This is a genomic window from Streptomyces sp. NPDC005706 (genome assembly GCF_040631045.1).
Taxonomy (GTDB): Bacteria; Actinomycetota; Actinomycetes; order Streptomycetales; family Streptomycetaceae; genus Streptomyces.
Map to the genome: position 1 here is coordinate 14,739 of NZ_JBEXYS010000021.1, position 17,273 is coordinate 32,011.

A 17,273-nucleotide genomic window follows, 5' to 3' on the forward strand; every position below is an offset into this window, starting at 1 on the left:
GCCCATGCCTGAACGCCGTACCGTCGCACTTGTCACTCTTGGCTGCGCCCGTAACGAGGTGGACTCGGAGGAGCTCGCAGGCCGTTTGGAGGCGGACGGCTGGCAGCTCGTCGAGGACGCCGCGGACGCCGATGTCGCCGTGGTCAACACCTGTGGCTTCGTCGAGGCCGCCAAGAAGGACTCCGTGGATGCCCTTCTGGAGGCCAACGACCTCAAGGACCATGGCAGAACCCAGGCCGTGGTGGCGGTGGGCTGCATGGCCGAGCGGTACGGCAACGAACTGGCCGCGGCGCTCCCCGAGGCCGACGGCGTGCTCGGCTTCGACGACTACGCCGACATCTCCGACCGCCTGCAGACCATCCTCTCCGGCGGCATCCACGCCGCGCACACCCCGCGCGACCGCCGCAAGCTGCTGCCGATCAGCCCCGCCGAGCGGCAGGACTCCGCCGCCGCCGTGGCGCTGCCCGGCCACGGCCCGGCCGACCTCCCGGAGGGCGTCTCGCCCGCATCCGGCCCGCGCGCGCCCCTGCGCCGCCGCCTGGACGGCTCGCCGGTCGCCTCGGTCAAGCTGGCCTCCGGCTGTGACCGGCGCTGCTCCTTCTGCGCCATCCCCTCCTTCCGCGGCTCCTTCATCTCCCGCCGTCCCAGCGACGTGCTGAACGAGACCCGGTGGCTGGCCGAGCAGGGGGTGAAGGAGATCATGCTGGTCTCCGAGAACAACACCTCCTACGGCAAGGACCTGGGCGACATCCGCCTGCTGGAGTCCCTCCTGCCCGAGCTGGCGGAGGTCGACGGCCTCGAGCGGGTGCGCGTGAGCTACCTGCAGCCGGCCGAGATGCGCCCGGGCCTGATCGACGTCCTGACCTCCACCCCGAAGGTCGTCCCCTACTTCGACCTGTCCTTCCAGCACTCCGCGCCCGGCGTCCTGCGCGCCATGCGCCGCTTCGGCGACACCGACCGCTTCCTGGAGCTGCTGGACACCATCCGCGGCAAGGCACCGCAGGCCGGCGTGCGCTCCAACTTCATCGTCGGCTTCCCCGGCGAGGGCGAGGCCGACCTGGCCGAACTGGAGCGCTTCCTCAACGGCGCCCGGCTGGACGCCATCGGTGTCTTCGGCTACTCCGACGAGGAGGGCACGGAGGCGGCCACGTACGAGAACAAGCTGGACGAGGACGTCGTCGCCGAGCGCCTCGCCCGTGTCTCCCGGCTCGCCGAGGAACTCGTCTCCCAGCGCGCCGAGGAGCGCCTCGGGGAGACCGTGCACGTCCTCGTGGAATCCGTCGGCGGGGAGGACGGCGTGTACGGCCGGGCCGCGCACCAGGCACCGGAGACGGACGGCCAGGTGCTGCTCACGAGCGGCGAGGGCCTGAGTGTGGGACGTATGGTCGAGGCGAAGGTGGTCGGCACGGAAGGTGTCGACCTGGTCGCCGAGCCGCTGGCGGGCTCGCCGTCGTGCAGTGAGGAGGCGGGCAGATGACCGGAGTCCCGGCATCCGCCGCGGGCGGCTCCACCGGTGCGCAGGGCGCCCGGGGTTCGGCCGCCGCTGCCGACGGCGCTGCTTCCGAGGTCTCCGGCTCCGTTGCCCGTTCTCCCGCTCCGGCCCCCGGCCCGGAGGGCGGTGCGCGTCCCGCGCGCGGCGGGAAGCTGACGGCGGCGGCCGTCAACCAGGCCAGCGTGTGGAACGTCGCCAATCTGCTGACGATGCTCCGGCTGCTCCTCGTGCCCGGCTTCGTGGCGCTGATGCTGGCCGACGGCGGCTACGACCCGGCCTGGCGCTCGCTCGCCTGGGCGGCCTTCGCCGTCGCCATGATCACCGACCTGTTCGACGGGCATCTGGCGCGCACCTACAACCTGGTCACCGACTTCGGGAAGATCGCCGACCCCATCGCCGACAAGGCGATCATGGGTGCGGCGCTCATCTGTCTGTCGGCCCTGGGCGATCTGCCGTGGTGGGTCACCATCGTGATCCTGGGCCGGGAACTCGGCATCACGCTGCTGCGTTTTCTCGTCATTCGCTACGGCGTGATCCCCGCGAGCCGGGGCGGCAAGCTGAAGACGCTCACCCAGGGCGTCGCCGTCGGGATGTACGTCCTGGCACTGACGGGGTGGCTGGCCACCATGAGGTTCTGGGTGATGGCCGTGGCGGTCGTGCTCACCGTCGTCACCGGCCTCGACTACGTGAGGCAGGCCATTGTGCTGCGCCGGCGGGGAATCGCCGAACGCGCGGCGGCGTTGGAGGAGAAGGAAGCGTGAGTTCCCCGGCCACCGCACTGGTGCGACTACTGACCGTGAGGGGCGAGAGCCTCGCCGTCGCGGAGTCGCTGACCGGTGGTCTGGTGGCGGCGGAGATCACCGCGGTCCCCGGGGCGTCCAAGGTCTTCCGCGGTTCTATCACCGCCTACGCCACCGAGCTGAAGCGGGAACTGCTCGGAGTCGACGCCACCCTGCTGGCGGAGCGCGGCGCGGTGGATCCGCAGGTGGCGGCGGAGATGGCCGCCGGGGTACGCAAGGCTCTGGGTGCCGACTGGGGCCTCGCGACGACCGGAGTCGCCGGGCCCGACCCGCAGGACGGCCAGGCCGTCGGAACGGTGTTCGTCGCCGTCGACGGGCCATTTTCCGCCCTTCCGGGTTCTGCCGGTGGCGGAAAAGTGGAGGCGCTGCGGTTGAACGGCGACCGTGCGGAAATTCGTATGGAGAGTGTACGGAGCGTACTCGCACTGCTTCAGAAGGAGCTTGCGGGCGAACAGACCGGGAATGAGCGGGCACAGGATACGGAACGGAACGGGGGGTTTTGATGTTTGCAGCCCTGAGTGAACACGACATCGCTCCCCGCACGGCCGCGGCGCAAGGCGGTACGGTGGGGCGAGAAGGATGCGGCTACGCGGTCCGAGGAGGGAGCCACCGATGATTCTGCTCCGTCGCCTGCTGGGTGACGTGCTGCGTCGGCAGCGCCAACGCCAGGGCCGTACTCTGCGCGAAGTCTCCTCGTCCGCCCGAGTCTCACTCGGCTATCTCTCCGAGGTGGAGCGGGGGCAGAAGGAGGCATCCTCCGAGCTGCTCTCCGCCATCTGCGACGCGCTGGACGTACGGATGTCGGAACTGATGCGGGAAGTGAGCGACGAGCTGGCGCTCGCCGAGCTGGCCCAGTCCGCCACGGCCACCGAGCCCGTACCCGCGCCGGTCCGTCCGATGCTGGGTTCCGTGTCGGTGACCGGTGTGCCACCGGAACGGGTGACCATCAAGGCGCCCGCCGAGGCGGTGGACGTGGTCGCCGCGTGACGTCCGCGAGCACGGCCTGACCACCCGATACGCGTGAAGCCCCGGCCGGGGCCACCCAGGCGACCTGGGAAGCCCGGCCGGGGCTTCTCTTCTGTCCATGTGACCCGGGCCCGTGGCTGCGCCCGTTTGCCGGTACCCGGTACGGCGGTCATCGTGGAGGTGACGTGACCGGCGCCGAACCCACCGGAGGAAGCGGATGTACGTCGTGAAGAGCCCGCTGCCCGACGAGGCACTGAAGACCGTGTCCGAGGCCTTGCAGGGCGCCCTGGTGGACCTGGTCGACCTTTCGCTGGTCGCCAAGCAGATCCACTGGAACGTCGTCGGGCCCCGCTTCAGGTCCATCCACCTCCAGCTCGACGAGGTCGTCGCCTCCGCGCGCACCCACTCCGACACGGTGGCCGAGCGGGCCTCGGCCCTCGGCGTCCCACCGGACGGCCGCGCGTCCACGGTCGCCGCCAGCAGCGGCATCGGAACCACTCCGGCCGGCTGGATCAAGGACGCCGACGCGGTTCGGGCGATGGTCGACGCGCTCGGCGCGGTGATCACGCGGATGCGGGAGCGGGTGGCGGCGACCGGCGAGCCCGACCCGGTCTCCCAGGACATCTTCATCGGGATCACCGCCGACCTGGAGAAGCACCACTGGATGTTCCAGGCGGAGAACGCGTGAGGAGCCGCCCTGCGCCGGTCACTCCGCGGCGGACCGCCTGTCCGGTGTCCTTGCGGCAGTGAGCCCTCGGTGCGCCTCCCGTGCGGGTCGGGCGGTGTTCCGGCGTCCGGCTGGAGGTGGCGGCCATGGTGAGACGGGTGCTGCGCTGGGGAACCGCTCTCGGGCTGGGCGCCGTGTGGTGGTGGGGCGTGCTCCGGATCACCCTCGGGCAGGGCGCGGGTGTGCTCGAAGGAGCCGTCGCCATCGGTGGCTGGGGGCTCAGCGTTCTGCCGGTTCACTGCGTGCCCAGGGGACGGGCGACGGGCGCCGTGGCGGCGGGACGGTGGAAGGCGGCCTGGCGGGCGGGCAGCGTCATCACAGCGGCGCCGGGCCCCTGTTCGGGGGATGTGGATCCGGTCCGGCGCGACGGCATCGACTCGGACATCGCACCGACCGACCTCGGTGACGGGCGTCTTTGACGGAGCGTGGACCGCGCCGCTGACGGAGCGTCGATCAGTTGGACGGCGACCTGCGCGGATAGCGCTCGCGCCAGGCCTGGGCCGTGCCCCGCGCAGGCGCCGGGCCCGTCTGGCAGTGCGGGCACCAGTAGGTGGGGCGTTCCTGATAGCCGTCGCCCTGGTCGGCGACCCGGATCGAAGTACGGCAGCGCAGGCATGGACGCGGGGCGCGGCCGTAGACGAAGAGGTCCTGCCGGTGCAGGCCCGTGGTCTGCCGGACCGGGCGGTCGCGATTGCTCTCCAGCAGCTTCTTGGCGAGTCCGATCAGCCGGGTGGCACGGTCCGCCGGCAGGGCGCCGACCGGCAGCCACGGCGTCGCGCCGACCAGAAAGCAGAGCTCGCACTTGTAGACGTTGCCGATGCCGGCGAGATTGCGCTGGTCGAGCAGGGCCTCGCCGAGAGGGCGGCCGGGGTCGGCGAGCAGGTTGGTGAGGGCGAGGTCGGGGTTCCAGTCCGGGCCGAGCAGGTCGGGGCCGAGGTGGCCGACGGCCTGCTCCTCCTCGCCGGTGCGCAGGAGCTCCAGCACCGGGAGGCGGTAGCCGACGGCCGCGCGGTCGGCGATGCCCAGGATCACCCGGATCTGGTGGGCCGGGCCGCCGCGCCAGCGCTCGCCGGTGCCGTACACCTTCCAGGCGCCCTCCATGCGCAGATGCGTGTGCAGGGTCAGCCCACCCTCGAAGCGCGTGAGCAGGTGTTTGCCTCGCGCGATGGTGCTCAGCACCGCGCGACCGGTGAGATCGACCGTCGCGTACTGCGGTACCCGGAAGTCACTGCGGATCAGCACCTTGCCCGCGAGGGCGTCGTGCAGCCGTTTCGCGGCCTGCCAGACCGTGTCACCTTCGGGCATGCGTCAAGGGTGCCACGGACGGGTGATCCGCGGTGGCGCCGGCGGGCCGTGGTGGTCGCCGTGTTCAGGCGCGCAGGCGCAGACCGCGCGGGGTCGCGATGAAGCCGGCTCCTTCCAGCAGGGCGCCCAGGGGAGAGGTCAGGGCCTGCGCGCCGTTGATCCGCTCGACCGTGACCGTGCCGAGGGAGCCCGCGCGGGCGGCCGAGGCCAGGGCCTGGGCGGCGGTGCGCAGGCGTGGGTCGTCGCCGGCGGCCGTGTCCGGGTCGGCGGGCCAGGCCAGCAAGGTCTTGCCGCCGCGTTCCATGTAGAGCGTCAGCTCGCCCTCCACCAGCACCACGAGCGAACCGGCCTTGCGGCCCGGCTTGTGTCCCGCTCCGGTCGGCGGCTCGGGCCACGGAAGGGCCGCGCCGTAGGCGCTGCCGGGGTCGGCCGCGGCGAGGACCGCGGCACGCGGGTCGGGGGAGGAGGACCGGCCGCGGCGGTCGCCGAAATCACGGTTCCCGTAGGGGCCGTGAGCGGGACCGCCGCCTCTGGGGCCGCCGTAGCCGGGAGTGGCGAAGGGGTCCGCCGGGGCGCGGTCGCGCGGGGAGACGTACTCGTCCGGGGCGGGGCTGTGGTTCCCGGGCGGCCAGGTGAACTCGCCGCCGCCCGGCCGTGCCGCTTCGTCCGGCGGCCAGGTGAAGTCGCCGTCGAGGCCCGGGTGGGCCAGTCCGCCGTCGGTATCGGCGAAGCCGCCGGGAGTGGTGTGACCGGGGGCGCCGCGGTCGGGGAGGGTGCCGCCGTCGGCGGGGAAGGGCGAGGTGCCGTGGTCGCCGCCGAAACCGTTGGGCAGGCCCTGGCCGCGCTCGCGGGCGTTGGAGACCGCGCGGAGGCGGTCGACAGCGCCGTCCATCGCGAACTGGGCGGCGCCCAGCCCCTCGACGACATAACCCCGTCTGGCCTGCCCGCTGTCCTCGAAGGCGGACAGCACGCGGTACACCGCGGAGAAACCGCCCTCGACGCCCTCGGCGGCCACCGCTCCCCGGGTGACCACGCCGTGCCGGTCGAGCAGGGTGCGGGCCAGCGCGTGCGCGCGCACAGTGGCGTCCGGTTCCGGCGCGGGGAGGAGCGACCAGCGGCCGGCCACCGTCGGCGGGCCGGTGCGGGAGGCGGCGCGGGCCGCGGCGGTCAGGGAGCCGTAACGGCCGCGTGGGACGGTGCGCTTGGCGCGGTGGGCCGTCGAGCCCGCGGTACGGCCGGAGCCGAGCAGGGCGCGCATCGGGGTGAGGGTGTCGTTGGTGAGCCGTCCCGACCAGGCCAGATCCCACAGGGTGTCGGCCAGTTGGGGATCGCCGGCCTCGGGGTGCGTGGTGGCGCGCACCTGGTCGGCGATCTGGCGGAAGAACAGGCCGTAGCCGCCGGAAAGGGCGTCCAGCACCGACTGGTGAAGTGCCGTCAGCTCCAGCGGGTGCGCCTGTGGCAGCAGTAGCGGGGCCGCGTCCGCCATGTACAGGGAGACCCAGCCGTCCTTGCCGGGCAGGGCGCCCGCCCCGGCCCACACGACCTCGCCGGCCGCCGTGAGTTCGTCGAGCATCGAGGGCGTGTAGCCGGCGACGCGTGAGGGCAGGACCAGCTTCTCCAGCGCGGAGGCGGGCACGGAGGCGCCCTGCAGCTGTTCGATGGCACGCACCAGTCCGTCGGTGCCGCGCAACTCGTGGCCCTTGCCGATGTGCTGCCACTGCGGCAGGAACTGGGCGAGCGCGGCGGGCGGCACGGGCTCGAGCTCATGGCGCAGGGCCGCCAGGGAACGGCGGCGCAGCCGGCGCAGTACGGCCGCGTCGCACCACTCCTGGCCGATGCCCGCCGGGTGGAACTCGCCCTGGACGACACGGCCGGCCGCGGCCAGCCGCTGCAGGGCGCCGTCGGTGACCGCCACGCCCAGACCGAAGCGGGCCGCCGCCGTGGCCGACGTGAAGGGGCCGTGGGCGCGGGCGTACCGCGCCAGGAGGTCGCCGAGCGGGTCCTTGACCGGTTCGGTGAAGGCCTCGGGGACGCCCACGGGCAGCGCCGTGCCGAGAGCGTCCCGCAGGCGGCCCGCGTCCTCCACGGCCGCCCAGTGGTCGGTGCCCGCGATGCGCACCCGGATGGCCCGGCGGGCGGCGGCCAGGTCCCGCGCCCACTGCGGCTCGGCGCCCCGCTCGGCCAGCTCGGCGTCGGTCAGCGGGCCGAGCAGCCGCAGGAGGTCGGCGACCCCCTCGACGTCCTTGACCCGGCGGTCCTCCGTCAGCCACTGCAGCTCGCGCTCCAGCTCGGTCAGCACGTCGGCGTCGAGCAGTTCGCGCAGTTCCGCCTGCCCCAGCAGCTCGGCCAGCAGCCGGGAGTCCAGGGAGAGCGCGGCCGCGCGGCGCTCGGCGAGCGGTGAGTCGCCCTCGTAGAGGAACTGGGCGACGTAGCCGAAGAGGAGGGAGCGGGCGAAGGGGGACGGCTCGGGGGTGGTGACCTCGACCAGGCGGACCTTGCGGGACTCGATGTCGCCCATCAGCTCGACGAGCCCGGGGACGTCGAAGACGTCCTGGAGGCATTCGCGGATCGCCTCCAGGACGATGGGGAACGAGCCGAACTCGCTCGCCACCTGGAGCAGCTGGGCGGCCCGCTGGCGCTGTTGCCACAGCGGGGTGCGCTTGCCCGGGTTGCGGCGCGGCAGCAGCAGCGCGCGGGCGGCGCATTCGCGGAACCGGGAGGCGAACAGGGCGGAGCTGCCGACCTGGTCGGTGACGATCTGGTCGACCTCGCCCTTGTCGAAGGCGACGTCCCCGGCGCCGATCGGGGCCTGCTCGCTGTCGTACTCGGCGCCGCCCCTCGACGGTTCCTGGTCGAGCAGGTCCAGCCCCATCAGGTCGGCGTCCGGCAGGCGCAGCACGATGCCGTCGTCGGCGTGCATGACCTGCGCGTCCATGCCGTACCGCTCGGACAGGCGGGCGCCCAGGGCGAGAGCCCAGGGGGCGTGGACCTGGGCGCCGAAGGGGGAGTGGACGACCACCCGCCAGTCGCCCAGCTCGTCCCGGAAGCGCTCGACCACGATCGTGCGGTCGTCCGGGACATGCCCGCAGGCCTCGCGCTGTTCGCTCAGATAGGACAGGACGTTGTCCACCGCCCAGGCGTCCAGGCCCGCGCTGAGCAGGCGCCGCCGGGCGTCGTCCTTCGGCAGGGCGCCCACCTCGCGCAGGAACGCGCCCACCGCCCGGCCCAGTTCGAGCGGACGGCCCAGCTGGTCGCCCTTCCAGAAGGGCAGCCGGCCCGGCACGCCCGGCGCGGGGGAGACCAGGACACGGTCGCGCGTGATGTCCTCGATGCGCCACGAACTGGTGCCCAGGGTGAAGACGTCCCCCACCCGGGACTCGTACACCATCTCCTCGTCGAGCTCGCCGACCCGGCCGCCGCCCTTCTTGGGGTCGGAACCGGCGAGGAAGACCCCGAAGAGGCCCCGGTCGGGGATCGTGCCGCCGGAGGTGACCGCGAGACGCTGGGCGCCCGGGCGGCCGGTGATCGTGCCGGCCACGCGGTCCCACACCACGCGCGGGCGCAGTTCAGCGAACGCGTCGGACGGATAGCGGCCCGCGAGCATGTCCAGCGTCGCGGTGAACGCCGACTCGGGGAGCGAGGCGAAGGGAGCCGCGCGACGGATCACGGTGAGCAGGTCGTCGAACTGCCAGGTGTCCAGCGCCGTCATGGCGACGAGTTGCTGGGCGAGCACGTCCAGCGGGTTGGCGGGGACCCGCAGGGACTCGATGGCGCCGGAGCGCATCCGCTCGGTGACCACGGCGGACTGGACCAGGTCGCCCCGGTACTTGGGGAAGACCACGCCGGTGGAGACGGCGCCCACCTGGTGGCCGGCGCGGCCGACGCGCTGGAGCCCGGAGGCCACCGAGGGCGGGGACTCCACCTGGACGACGAGGTCGACCGCGCCCATGTCGATGCCCAGCTCCAGACTGGAGGTGGCGACCACGGCGGGCAGCCGGCCCGCCTTCAGGTCCTCCTCGACGAGGGCGCGCTGCTCCTTGGAGACCGAGCCGTGGTGCGCGCGTGCGATCACCGGGGGCGCTCCGTGGGCCGCCCCCGAGCCGCCCATCAGCTCGGCCGGCGAATGGTGCTCGTCCAGGGACTCGCCGGTCGCCCGCTCGTAGGCGATCTCGTTGAGCCGGTTGCACAGCCGCTCGGCCAGGCGCCGTGAGTTCGCGAACACGATCGTGGAGCGGTGTGCCTGGACCAGGTCGGTGATCCGCTCCTCGACGTGCGGCCAGATCGAGGGCCGCTCCGCCCCGTCGCCGCTGTCGGCCGCCGGAGAACCGCCCAGCTCGCCCATGTCCTCCACCGGGACGACCACGGACAGGTCGAACTCCTTGCCGGACTCCGGCTGGACGATCTCCACCTTGCGGCGGGGCGAGAGATAGCGGGCCACCTCGTCCACCGGACGCACCGTCGCCGACAGCCCGATGCGGCGGGCGGGCCTCGGCAGCAGCTCGTCCAGCCGCTCCAGGGACAGCGCGAGGTGCGCGCCGCGCTTGGTGCCCGCGACCGCGTGCACCTCGTCCAGGATCACCGTCTCGATGCCCGTCAGCGCGTCGCGCGTGGCCGACGTCAGCATCAGGAACAGCGACTCGGGGGTCGTGATCAGGATGTCCGGCGGGCGCGTGGACAGCGCGCGGCGCTCGGCGGCCGGGGTGTCCCCGGAACGGATGCCGACCTTCACCTCGGGCTCGGGCAGGCCGAGGCGCACGGACTCCTGGCGGATGCCGGTCAGCGGGCTGCGCAGGTTCCGCTCGACGTCGACCGCAAGGGCCTTCAGCGGGGACACGTACAGCACCCGGCAGCGCTTCTTCGGGTCGGCCGGCGGCGGCGTCGAGGCCAGCTGGTCCAGCGCGGCGAGGAACGCGGCCAGCGTCTTCCCCGAGCCGGTGGGTGCCACCACCAGCACGTCCGAGCCCGCGCCGATGGCCTGCCAGGCGCCCGCCTGGGCCGCGGTGGGCGCGGAGAACGCCCCCGTGAACCAGGCGCGGGTCGCGGGCGAGAAGCCGTCGAGGGCTCGGAGTGCGGAGCTGACCATGCCCTCCATCCTGCACCCGGCCACTGACAATCGGGCTGACCTGGGCAAAAGGGGCGGGTCCGGGCGTGAGCCGGCCGCCGACCGGTCTCCGCCGGCCTGGCGGAGAATGGACGTATGGCGGGTTCGGCGGAGCGGGCACGGCACTGGCGCTACGAGCAGCTGCCCGGTGTCGACCTGCTGCGTGCCCGGTACATCCGCAAGAGCTTCGTCCGGCACACTCACGAGAACTTCGTGATCGCGGCCATCGCCGACGGCGTCGAGGTCTTCCACCACCGGGGCTCCGACGTGTCGGCGGGCGCGGGCGCCCTCGCCCTGGTCAACCCGGACACCCCGCACACGGGCCGGGCCGGGGTCCCCGAGGGCTGGCGCTACGGCGCGGTCTATCCGTCACCCGAGGTGGTGGCCGCGATAGCGGCCGAGACCACCACGATCCGCGGTACCCCCGGCTTCGCCGGCCCGGTCCTCGACGATCCGTACACCGTCCGCCTGGTCCACCAGGTGCTCCGCGCCGCCGATGAGGGCAACGCACTGGCCGCCGACACCCTGCTGCGGGTGGCCGTGACCCGGCTGCTGCGGCTCAACGGCGGCCCGCTGCCCCAGCGGCCGCGCCGGACGGCCGGCGCCCGGATCGCGGCACGCGCGCGTGCCGTGCTGGAGGAGGAGATGGCCGCGCCGCCGACCCTGGAGCGCCTGGCCGCCGACCTCGGGACCGGCCCGTTCGCCCTGCTGCGGGCGTTCCGCGACGCCTACGGGATGCCGCCGCACACCTGGCTGACGGACGCGCGCGTGCGCCGCGCGCGGCTGCTGCTCGACGCGGGGACCGCGCCCGCCGAGGCGGCCGTCGCCGTCGGCTTCACCGACCAGCCCCACCTCAACCGGCACTTCGCCCGCATCGTCGGCGTGCCCCCGGGCGCCTACCAGCGCGAGCGCAAGAACGTACAAGACCCGGACTGAGGGCCGGACGTACCGTCCGGGGTGTGGCACAACAGACAGCACTCGCGGACATGTCCTCCGAAGGCACCGCCAAGCCCGATTCCGCCGTCGTACGGGACGCCCTGGGCGTCGGCGTCGCGGTGGGGCTTTCCGGCTTCGCCTTCGGCGTGACCTCGGCCGGCAGCGGACTCGGACTCCTCCAGACCTGCGCGCTCAGCCTCCTGGTCTTCACCGGCGCCTCGCAGTTCGCCCTGGTGGGCGCGCTCGCCGCGGGCGGCAGCCCGTTCACGGCCGCCGCCGGCGCCTTCTTCCTGGGCGTGCGCAACGCCTTCTACGGGCTGCGCCTGTCGCAGATGCTGGCCGTACCGCGCGCGCTGCGGCCGTTCGCCGCCCAGTGGGTGATCGACGAGACCACGGCCGTGACCCTGGCCCAGCCGACCCGGCGTGCCGCGCGGATCGGTTTCACCGTGACCGGGCTCAGCCTGTACCTGCTGTGGAACCTGACCACGCTGCTCGGCGCGCTGGGCGCGAAGGCCATCGGGGACACCGACGCCTGGGGGTTGGACGCGGCCGGCCCCGCCGTTTTCCTGGCCCTGCTCGCCCCCATGCTGAAGACGCGCACCGAGCGGGCGGTCGCGGGCCTCGCGGTTCTCCTGGGCCTCGGTCTGCTGCCCGCCCTGCCGGCCGGCGTACCGGTTCTGGTGGCGGCACTGGCCGCGCCGGTCGCCCTCTTCGTCGAGGGCCGGCGCATGGGACGCACCCGGAGGACCGCGGCGGGCGGAACGGAGGAGGACCGGTGAACACCTGGACAGCGATCGGCCTGACCGTCCTCGGCTGCTACGCCGTCAAGCTCGCCGGACTGCTCGTGCCCGCGGGCGCCATGGAGCGGCCGCTCGTCCGGCGGCTCGCCGCCCTGCTGCCCGTCGCCCTGCTGGCCGCGCTCACGGCCCAGCAGACGTTCGCCGACGGGCACGCCCTCGTGCTCGACGCCAGGGCGGCGGGGCTCGGCGCGGCCGCCGTGGCGCTGATGCTGCGCGCACCCTTCCTGCTGGTCGTCGCCGCCGCGGTGGTGGTGACCGCGGGGGTGCGGGCGATCGGCGGCTGAGCACGGCTCAGCCCACGAAGCGGCCGTACGCCCTGAGGGTGCGCAGTGCCTCGATCGTCACCATGGGCCGCGCCTCCAGGGCCGGGGCCGGTGCCCACCGGCGCCGGCGGACGGGCCAGCCGCCGTCCTCCTGCTGCGATCGCGTGAGGTGGTCCAGGGAGCGTGTCATCTCCTCGTCCGTGAACCACGCGCGCGCGAGCGACCGCGGGCTCCTCGCGAAGTCGTGCGGGAAGTGGTGCTCGCCGCAGGCGTACCCGGGCGCGACCGGGTACGCGTCGAGCCGGTCCGGGTCCAGTACCGCCAGCCGATGTTCGCGGACCAGACGGCCGAGCCGGTCGGCCGCCGCCTCCGCGCGCGGGCGGTCCGGGACGGAGTCCAGGAAGGCCACCGCCGCCCGCACCTCGTAGGGGTGTGACTTCCGCAGGGACTCCACCGCCTGCCAGCAGAAGTCGGTGGCCCGGAACAGCCAGGCGTGCCACACCTCGTTGCGGTGCAGCAGCCCCACCACGGGACCGGTGGCGAGCAAATCGCTCGGCGGATCGTCCACGACCGGGACGAACGGTGCCACCGGGTAGCCGCGCTGGCCGGGGCCGGCCGCCGGCAGCGCGCCGTCCGCGGTCGAGACGGCGGTCAGATGACGGCACACCCGCTCCACCCGCTGCCCGCCGCAGCGTCCGATGGCGTCCAGGACGCCCAGCGCGCGAGCGGTGTGCAGGGGCTGGCTCACGGGTCCGCGCAGATCGGGTTCCAGCGCGTGACCGTAGCCGTCGTCCTCGTTGCGGTAGGCGTTCAGCGCGGCCTCCACCGGCTCGGCGGCGCCGTTCAGGAAGTGGTACGCGAAGAGCCGCTGCTCCAGCACGCGCGCGGTGAGCCAGACGAACTGTTCGGCGCGGAAGAGCGGGGAGCGCGCCGGGGGCTTTGGGGGGAGTGGGGAAGCTCCTGATTCGGCCATGCGACAGACCGTAGGACGGAAAGCGGTCCCGGCAGGCGCCTCCCGGCGGGCCCCACCCCCAGGGGCGGGATACTGGAGTCATGCGGTTGACGGTCTTCTGGCAGCGGATGGCGGAACACTTCGGTCCGGGGTACGCCGACACCTTCGCGCGCGATCATGTGATGACGGAGCTGGGCGGACGCACGGTGCACGAGGCACTGGACGCCGGCTGGGACGCCAAGGACGTGTGGCGAGTGGTCTGCTCGGTCATGAACGTGCCCGGGGAGAGGCACTGAGCCGACACGAGGACTCCGGGCGGGCCGTGGCCGCCGGCCGCGTGGGCGAGACTGGGTGCGTGGCACCCACTGACGACAATGAGCCGGCCGTCCGGCACGCAGCCTCCCCGACCGCTTCGCCGCCGCACGCCCGGCGCCCGGCCGACGACGGCTCCGCCGAGCGGCCCGGGCCCCGCATGCCGCGCTGGCTCCCGCGGGCCATGGTGCTCGCCCTCGCGCTCATCGCCTCGTTCCAGCTGGGCAGCTGGGCCTTCCACCAGCTGACCGGACTGCTGATCAACATCCTGATCGCGTTCTTCCTCGCGCTCGCCATAGAGCCCGCGGTGAGCTGGATGGCCGCCCACGGCATGCGCCGGGGCCTCGCCACCTTCCTGGTCTTCCTCGGCCTGACGATCGTCGCGGCGGGCTTCGTCACGCTGCTCGGGTCGATGCTGGCGGGACAGATCATCAAGATGGTCGAGGGCTTCCCCGGCTATCTGGACTCGGTGATCAACTGGATCAACCAGACGTTCCACATGGAGCTCAGACGGGTGGACGTCCAGGAGGGCCTGCTGCACTCCGACTGGCTGCGCAAGTACGCCCAGAACAGCGCGGCCGGCGTGCTCGACGTGTCCGCCCAGGTGCTTGGCGGCCTCTTCCAGCTGCTGACGGTCGGGCTGTTCTCGTTCTACTTCGCCGCCGACGGCCCCCGGCTGCGCCGGGCCCTCTGCTCCGTCCTGCCGCCCGCGCGCCAGGCCGAGGTGCTGCGCGCCTGGGAGATCGCCGTCGACAAGACGGGCGGCTATCTCTACTCACGCGGCCTCATGGCGCTCATCTCCGGGGTCGCGCACTACATCCTGCTCGAGGCGCTGGGCGTGCCGTACGCGCCCGTGCTCGGCGTCTGGGTGGGGCTGGTCTCGCAGTTCATCCCGACCATCGGCACCTATCTCGCGGGCGCGCTGCCGATGCTGATCGCGTTCACCGTGAACCCCTGGTACGCGGTGTGGGTGCTGATCTTCGTCGTGGTCTACCAGCAGTTCGAGAACTACATGCTGCAGCCCAAGCTGACCTCCAAGACCGTCGACATCCATCCGGCCGTCGCCTTCGGCTCGGTGATCGCGGGCACCGCGCTGCTCGGCGCGGTCGGCGCGCTGATCGCCATCCCCGCGGTCGCCACGCTGCAGGCCTTCCTGGGGGCGTACGTGAAGCGGTACACCGTCACGGACGATCCGCGGGTACACGGGCACCGCCGACGGGATCCGGGCCGTCCCGGCGCCTTCACGCGCGTGCGGCTGCTGTGGGGACGGCGGCCCGGTTCGCAGGAGTCCTCGTAGCGGACCACGCCGCCGGCAGCCCGCCCGCCGTGGTCCTGTGTGGTGCGCTTGACACCAAAATCGAACATCCATTCTTATGGAAGCTCAGGCGAGGCTCCGGACGGGGATTTTGTCCCCTTTGGATGGGGTATGTGCCCAGGTTATCCACAGGCCGGGCCTGCGTCGGGGCGCATTGTCAGTGGCAGGCGTTAGCGTCTTTGACGTGAAGCGATCGACTCAAGCAAACCGGGTGGAACCCATGGCAGGAACCGACCGCGAGAAGGCGCTCGACGCCGCGCTCGCACAGATTGAACGACAATTCGGCAAGGGCGCTGTCATGCGCATGGGCGAGCGGTCGATGGAGCCCATCGAGGTCATCCCGACCGGGTCGACCGCGCTCGACGTCGCCCTCGGAGTCGGTGGCCTGCCGCGCGGCCGTGTCGTGGAGATCTACGGACCGGAGTCCTCCGGTAAGACCACGCTGACCCTGCACGCCGTGGCCAACGCGCAGAAGGCCGGCGGCCAGGTCGCGTTCGTGGACGCGGAGCACGCCCTCGACCCCGAGTACGCGAAGAAGCTCGGCGTCGACATCGACAACCTGATCCTCTCCCAGCCCGACAACGGCGAGCAGGCCCTGGAGATCGTGGACATGCTGGTCCGCTCCGGCGCCCTCGACCTCATCGTCATCGACTCCGTGGCCGCGCTCGTCCCGCGTGCGGAGATCGAGGGCGAGATGGGCGACAGCCACGTCGGTCTGCAGGCCCGTCTGATGAGCCAGGCGCTGCGGAAGATCACCAGCGCGCTCAACCAGTCCAAGACCACCGCGATCTTCATCAACCAGCTCCGCGAGAAGATCGGTGTGATGTTCGGCTCCCCGGAGACCACGACCGGTGGCCGGGCACTGAAGTTCTACGCCTCGGTGCGCATCGACATCCGCCGCATCGAGACCCTGAAGGACGGCACGGAGGCGGTCGGCAACCGCACCCGCTGCAAGGTCGTCAAGAACAAGGTCGCGCCGCCCTTCAAGCAGGCCGAGTTCGACATCCTCTACGGCCAGGGCATCAGCCGTGAGGGCGGCCTGATCGACATGGGCGTGGAGCACGGCTTCGTCCGCAAGGCCGGCGCCTGGTACACGTACGAGGGCGACCAGCTCGGCCAGGGCAAGGAGAACGCGCGCAACTTCCTGAAGGACAACCCCGACCTGGCCAACGAGATCGAGAAGAAGATCAAGGAGAAGCTGGGCGTCGGTGTCCGGCCGGAGAAGCCCTCCGCCGAGCCGGGCGCGGACGCGGCGGTCGCCGCCCCTGCCGACGACGCCGCCAAGACGGCGCCCGCGGCCGCTAAAGCCACCAAGCCCAAGGCCGCCGCAGCCAAGAGCTGACCCGTGACACGACGAACCGACTGGGCCGAGTACGAGTACGCCACCCCCGATGCCCCGCGGGAGAGGGGCACCGGGGACGGCATGGGCTCCGCCACGGCCGGCGACGACGGGTACGGGGGCGACGGAAGAAGGAACGAGGGGCTCGGCGAGTACGAGGGCGGCGGCACGCGCCCGGGCGGCGAGCCCTACGGGGACGGCACGAACGCGACCGACGGCCAGGGGAGGCCCGCCGGATCACGGGGTGGCCGTGGGCGCGGCCGTGGCCGTCGGCGGGGCGGCTTCGGGGAGCCGCCCGGTGAGGACGAAGGCGCCCCCGCCTCGTCGAGGGCCGAGCGGGGGGAGTCTTCGGGGGACCCGGTCGAGCGGGCGCAGGCGATCTGTCTGCGCCTGCTCACCGGGACCCCGCGCACCCGCAAGCAGCTCGCGGACGCCCTGCGCAAGCGGGACATCCCCGACGAGGCGGCCGAGGAGGTGCTCTCGCGGTTCGAGGAGGTCGGGCTCATCGACGACGGTGCGTTCGCGGAAGCCTGGGTGGAGTCCCGGCACCACGGCCGGGGACTCGCCCGCCGCGCACTCGCCCGCGAACTGCGCACCAAGGGCGTCGACTCCACGCTGATCGACGAGGCCGTCGCCCAGCTCGACTCCGAGCAGGAGGAGGAGACCGCCCGGGAACTCGTCGCCCGCAAGCTGCGGGCCACCCGTGGCCTCGACCGCGACAAGCGGCTCCGGCGCCTGGCCGGCATGCTCGCCCGCAAGGGCTATCCCGAGGGCATGGCCCTTCGCGTCGTCCGTCAGGCCCTCGAGGAAGAGGGCGAGGAGACGGAGTTCCTCGAGGGCGAGGGCTTCTGACGGCGGGCGCCCGGCAACCGAGCGCCGCCGGCCGTGTGCCGGGGTGGGGTTAGCCCCCGCCCAAGACGCCGGGCTACCGCAGTGCTCCCGCTGCCCCGCGCGGGCGAGGGTGT

Annotated in this window: 16 protein-coding genes; 13 read left to right on the forward strand and 3 right to left on the reverse strand. The window is 73.0% G+C overall.

Translation table 11 applies throughout. The features are described 5' to 3' along the window. Window positions 1–4 precede the first annotated feature (4 nt). The 6 genes from rimO to ABZ478_RS27325 all read left to right on the forward strand — a co-directional run bounded on the left by rimO (window position 5) and on the right by ABZ478_RS27325 (window position 4,404). Window positions 5–1,477, forward strand: coding sequence for a 30S ribosomal protein S12 methylthiotransferase RimO (gene rimO / locus ABZ478_RS27300; protein ID WP_359553297.1), 1,473 nt, complete (start codon window positions 5–7; stop codon window positions 1,475–1,477). Further along, entirely contained in the window at window positions 1,474–2,253 is a 780-nt protein-coding gene (gene pgsA, locus ABZ478_RS27305) for a CDP-diacylglycerol--glycerol-3-phosphate 3-phosphatidyltransferase (RefSeq protein ID WP_359553298.1), read from the forward strand. The genes rimO and pgsA overlap by 4 nt, the downstream gene beginning before the upstream one ends. After that, window positions 2,250–2,795: a CinA family protein gene (locus tag ABZ478_RS27310; RefSeq protein WP_359553299.1), complete on the forward strand. Its 546-nt coding sequence runs from the start codon at window positions 2,250–2,252 to the stop codon at window positions 2,793–2,795. The genes pgsA and ABZ478_RS27310 overlap by 4 nt, the downstream gene beginning before the upstream one ends. A 109-nt stretch (window positions 2,796–2,904) precedes the next feature. Continuing rightward, window positions 2,905–3,279 (forward strand): helix-turn-helix transcriptional regulator, encoded by a 375-nt coding sequence (locus ABZ478_RS27315; RefSeq protein WP_359553300.1) that lies wholly within the window; start codon window positions 2,905–2,907, stop codon window positions 3,277–3,279. A gap of 196 nt (window positions 3,280–3,475) precedes the next feature. Continuing rightward, a complete protein-coding gene (locus ABZ478_RS27320; RefSeq protein WP_359553301.1) occupies window positions 3,476–3,946 on the forward strand; it encodes a DNA starvation/stationary phase protection protein in 471 nt (156 codons plus the stop codon). A gap of 125 nt (window positions 3,947–4,071) precedes the next feature. Then, window positions 4,072–4,404, forward strand: a complete 333-nt coding sequence (locus tag ABZ478_RS27325; protein WP_359553302.1) for a hypothetical protein — start codon at window positions 4,072–4,074, stop codon at window positions 4,402–4,404. 34 nt (window positions 4,405–4,438) lie between these two features. On the opposite strand, the gene ABZ478_RS27330 is transcribed toward ABZ478_RS27325, so the two are convergent. After that, window positions 4,439–5,290, reverse strand: a complete 852-nt coding sequence (locus ABZ478_RS27330; protein WP_359553303.1) for a DNA-formamidopyrimidine glycosylase family protein — start codon at window positions 5,288–5,290, stop codon at window positions 4,439–4,441. 64 nt (window positions 5,291–5,354) lie between these two features. Then, entirely contained in the window at window positions 5,355–10,373 is a 5,019-nt protein-coding gene (locus ABZ478_RS27335) for an ATP-dependent helicase (protein WP_359553304.1), read from the reverse strand. A 114-nt stretch (window positions 10,374–10,487) separates the two neighbouring features. Between ABZ478_RS27335 and ABZ478_RS27340 the strand changes: the two genes are divergently transcribed. Genes ABZ478_RS27340 through ABZ478_RS27350 form a run of 3 tightly spaced genes read left to right on the forward strand, consistent with a single transcriptional unit; the run spans window position 10,488 to window position 12,411 of the window. Then, window positions 10,488–11,327 carry an AraC family transcriptional regulator gene (locus ABZ478_RS27340; RefSeq protein ID WP_359553305.1) on the forward strand — a complete coding sequence of 280 codons (840 nt, stop codon included), beginning with the start codon at window positions 10,488–10,490 and terminating at the stop codon, window positions 11,325–11,327. Between the two features lie 50 nt (window positions 11,328–11,377). Further along, window positions 11,378–12,106, forward strand: a complete 729-nt coding sequence (locus ABZ478_RS27345) for an AzlC family ABC transporter permease (protein WP_359553411.1) — start codon at window positions 11,378–11,380, stop codon at window positions 12,104–12,106. Continuing rightward, a complete protein-coding gene (locus ABZ478_RS27350) occupies window positions 12,103–12,411 on the forward strand; it encodes an AzlD domain-containing protein (RefSeq protein ID WP_359553306.1) in 309 nt (102 codons plus the stop codon). The genes ABZ478_RS27345 and ABZ478_RS27350 overlap by 4 nt, the downstream gene beginning before the upstream one ends. Window positions 12,412–12,418: 7 nt before the next feature. Here ABZ478_RS27350 and ABZ478_RS27355 read toward each other — a convergent pair whose 3' ends face one another. Further along, window positions 12,419–13,363 (reverse strand): hypothetical protein, encoded by a 945-nt coding sequence (locus tag ABZ478_RS27355; RefSeq protein ID WP_359553307.1) that lies wholly within the window; start codon window positions 13,361–13,363, stop codon window positions 12,419–12,421. Window positions 13,364–13,443: 80 nt separating this feature from the next. Between ABZ478_RS27355 and ABZ478_RS27360 the strand changes: the two genes are divergently transcribed. From ABZ478_RS27360 to recX, 4 genes are all read left to right on the forward strand, one after another. Further along, window positions 13,444–13,638, forward strand: coding sequence for a DUF3046 domain-containing protein (locus ABZ478_RS27360; RefSeq protein WP_351669671.1), 195 nt, complete (start codon window positions 13,444–13,446; stop codon window positions 13,636–13,638). A 59-nt stretch (window positions 13,639–13,697) separates the two neighbouring features. Next, a complete protein-coding gene (locus ABZ478_RS27365) occupies window positions 13,698–14,951 on the forward strand; it encodes an AI-2E family transporter (protein WP_359553308.1) in 1,254 nt (417 codons plus the stop codon). Between the two features lie 238 nt (window positions 14,952–15,189). After that, window positions 15,190–16,311 (forward strand): recombinase RecA, encoded by a 1,122-nt coding sequence (recA, locus tag ABZ478_RS27370; RefSeq protein WP_359553309.1) that lies wholly within the window; start codon window positions 15,190–15,192, stop codon window positions 16,309–16,311. A 3-nt stretch (window positions 16,312–16,314) separates the two neighbouring features. Next, a complete protein-coding gene (recX, locus tag ABZ478_RS27375; protein ID WP_359553310.1) occupies window positions 16,315–17,160 on the forward strand; it encodes a recombination regulator RecX in 846 nt (281 codons plus the stop codon). The last annotated feature ends 113 nt before the right edge of the window (window positions 17,161–17,273 follow it).

Bases quoted from the DNA above. Each gene is read 5' to 3' on its own strand.
- ABZ478_RS27340 (WP_359553305.1), top strand. From the start codon at position 10,488: ATGGCGGGTTCGGCGGAGCGGGCACGGCACTGGCGCTACGAGCAGCTG.
- recA (WP_359553309.1), top strand. From the start codon at position 15,190: ATGGCAGGAACCGACCGCGAGAAGGCGCTCGACGCCGCGCTCGCACAG.
- ABZ478_RS27355 (WP_359553307.1), bottom strand. From the start codon at position 13,363: ATGGCCGAATCAGGAGCTTCCCCACTCCCCCCAAAGCCCCCGGCGCGC.
- ABZ478_RS27360 (WP_351669671.1), top strand. From the start codon at position 13,444: ATGCGGTTGACGGTCTTCTGGCAGCGGATGGCGGAACACTTCGGTCCG.
- ABZ478_RS27335 (WP_359553304.1), bottom strand. From the start codon at position 10,373: ATGGTCAGCTCCGCACTCCGAGCCCTCGACGGCTTCTCGCCCGCGACC.
- ABZ478_RS27330 (WP_359553303.1), bottom strand. From the start codon at position 5,290: ATGCCCGAAGGTGACACGGTCTGGCAGGCCGCGAAACGGCTGCACGAC.
- ABZ478_RS27320 (WP_359553301.1), top strand. From the start codon at position 3,476: ATGTACGTCGTGAAGAGCCCGCTGCCCGACGAGGCACTGAAGACCGTG.
- rimO (WP_359553297.1), top strand. From the start codon at position 5: ATGCCTGAACGCCGTACCGTCGCACTTGTCACTCTTGGCTGCGCCCGT.
- ABZ478_RS27325 (WP_359553302.1), top strand. From the start codon at position 4,072: ATGGTGAGACGGGTGCTGCGCTGGGGAACCGCTCTCGGGCTGGGCGCC.
- ABZ478_RS27315 (WP_359553300.1), top strand. From the start codon at position 2,905: ATGATTCTGCTCCGTCGCCTGCTGGGTGACGTGCTGCGTCGGCAGCGC.
- ABZ478_RS27345 (WP_359553411.1), top strand. From the start codon at position 11,378: ATGTCCTCCGAAGGCACCGCCAAGCCCGATTCCGCCGTCGTACGGGAC.
- pgsA (WP_359553298.1), top strand. From the start codon at position 1,474: ATGACCGGAGTCCCGGCATCCGCCGCGGGCGGCTCCACCGGTGCGCAG.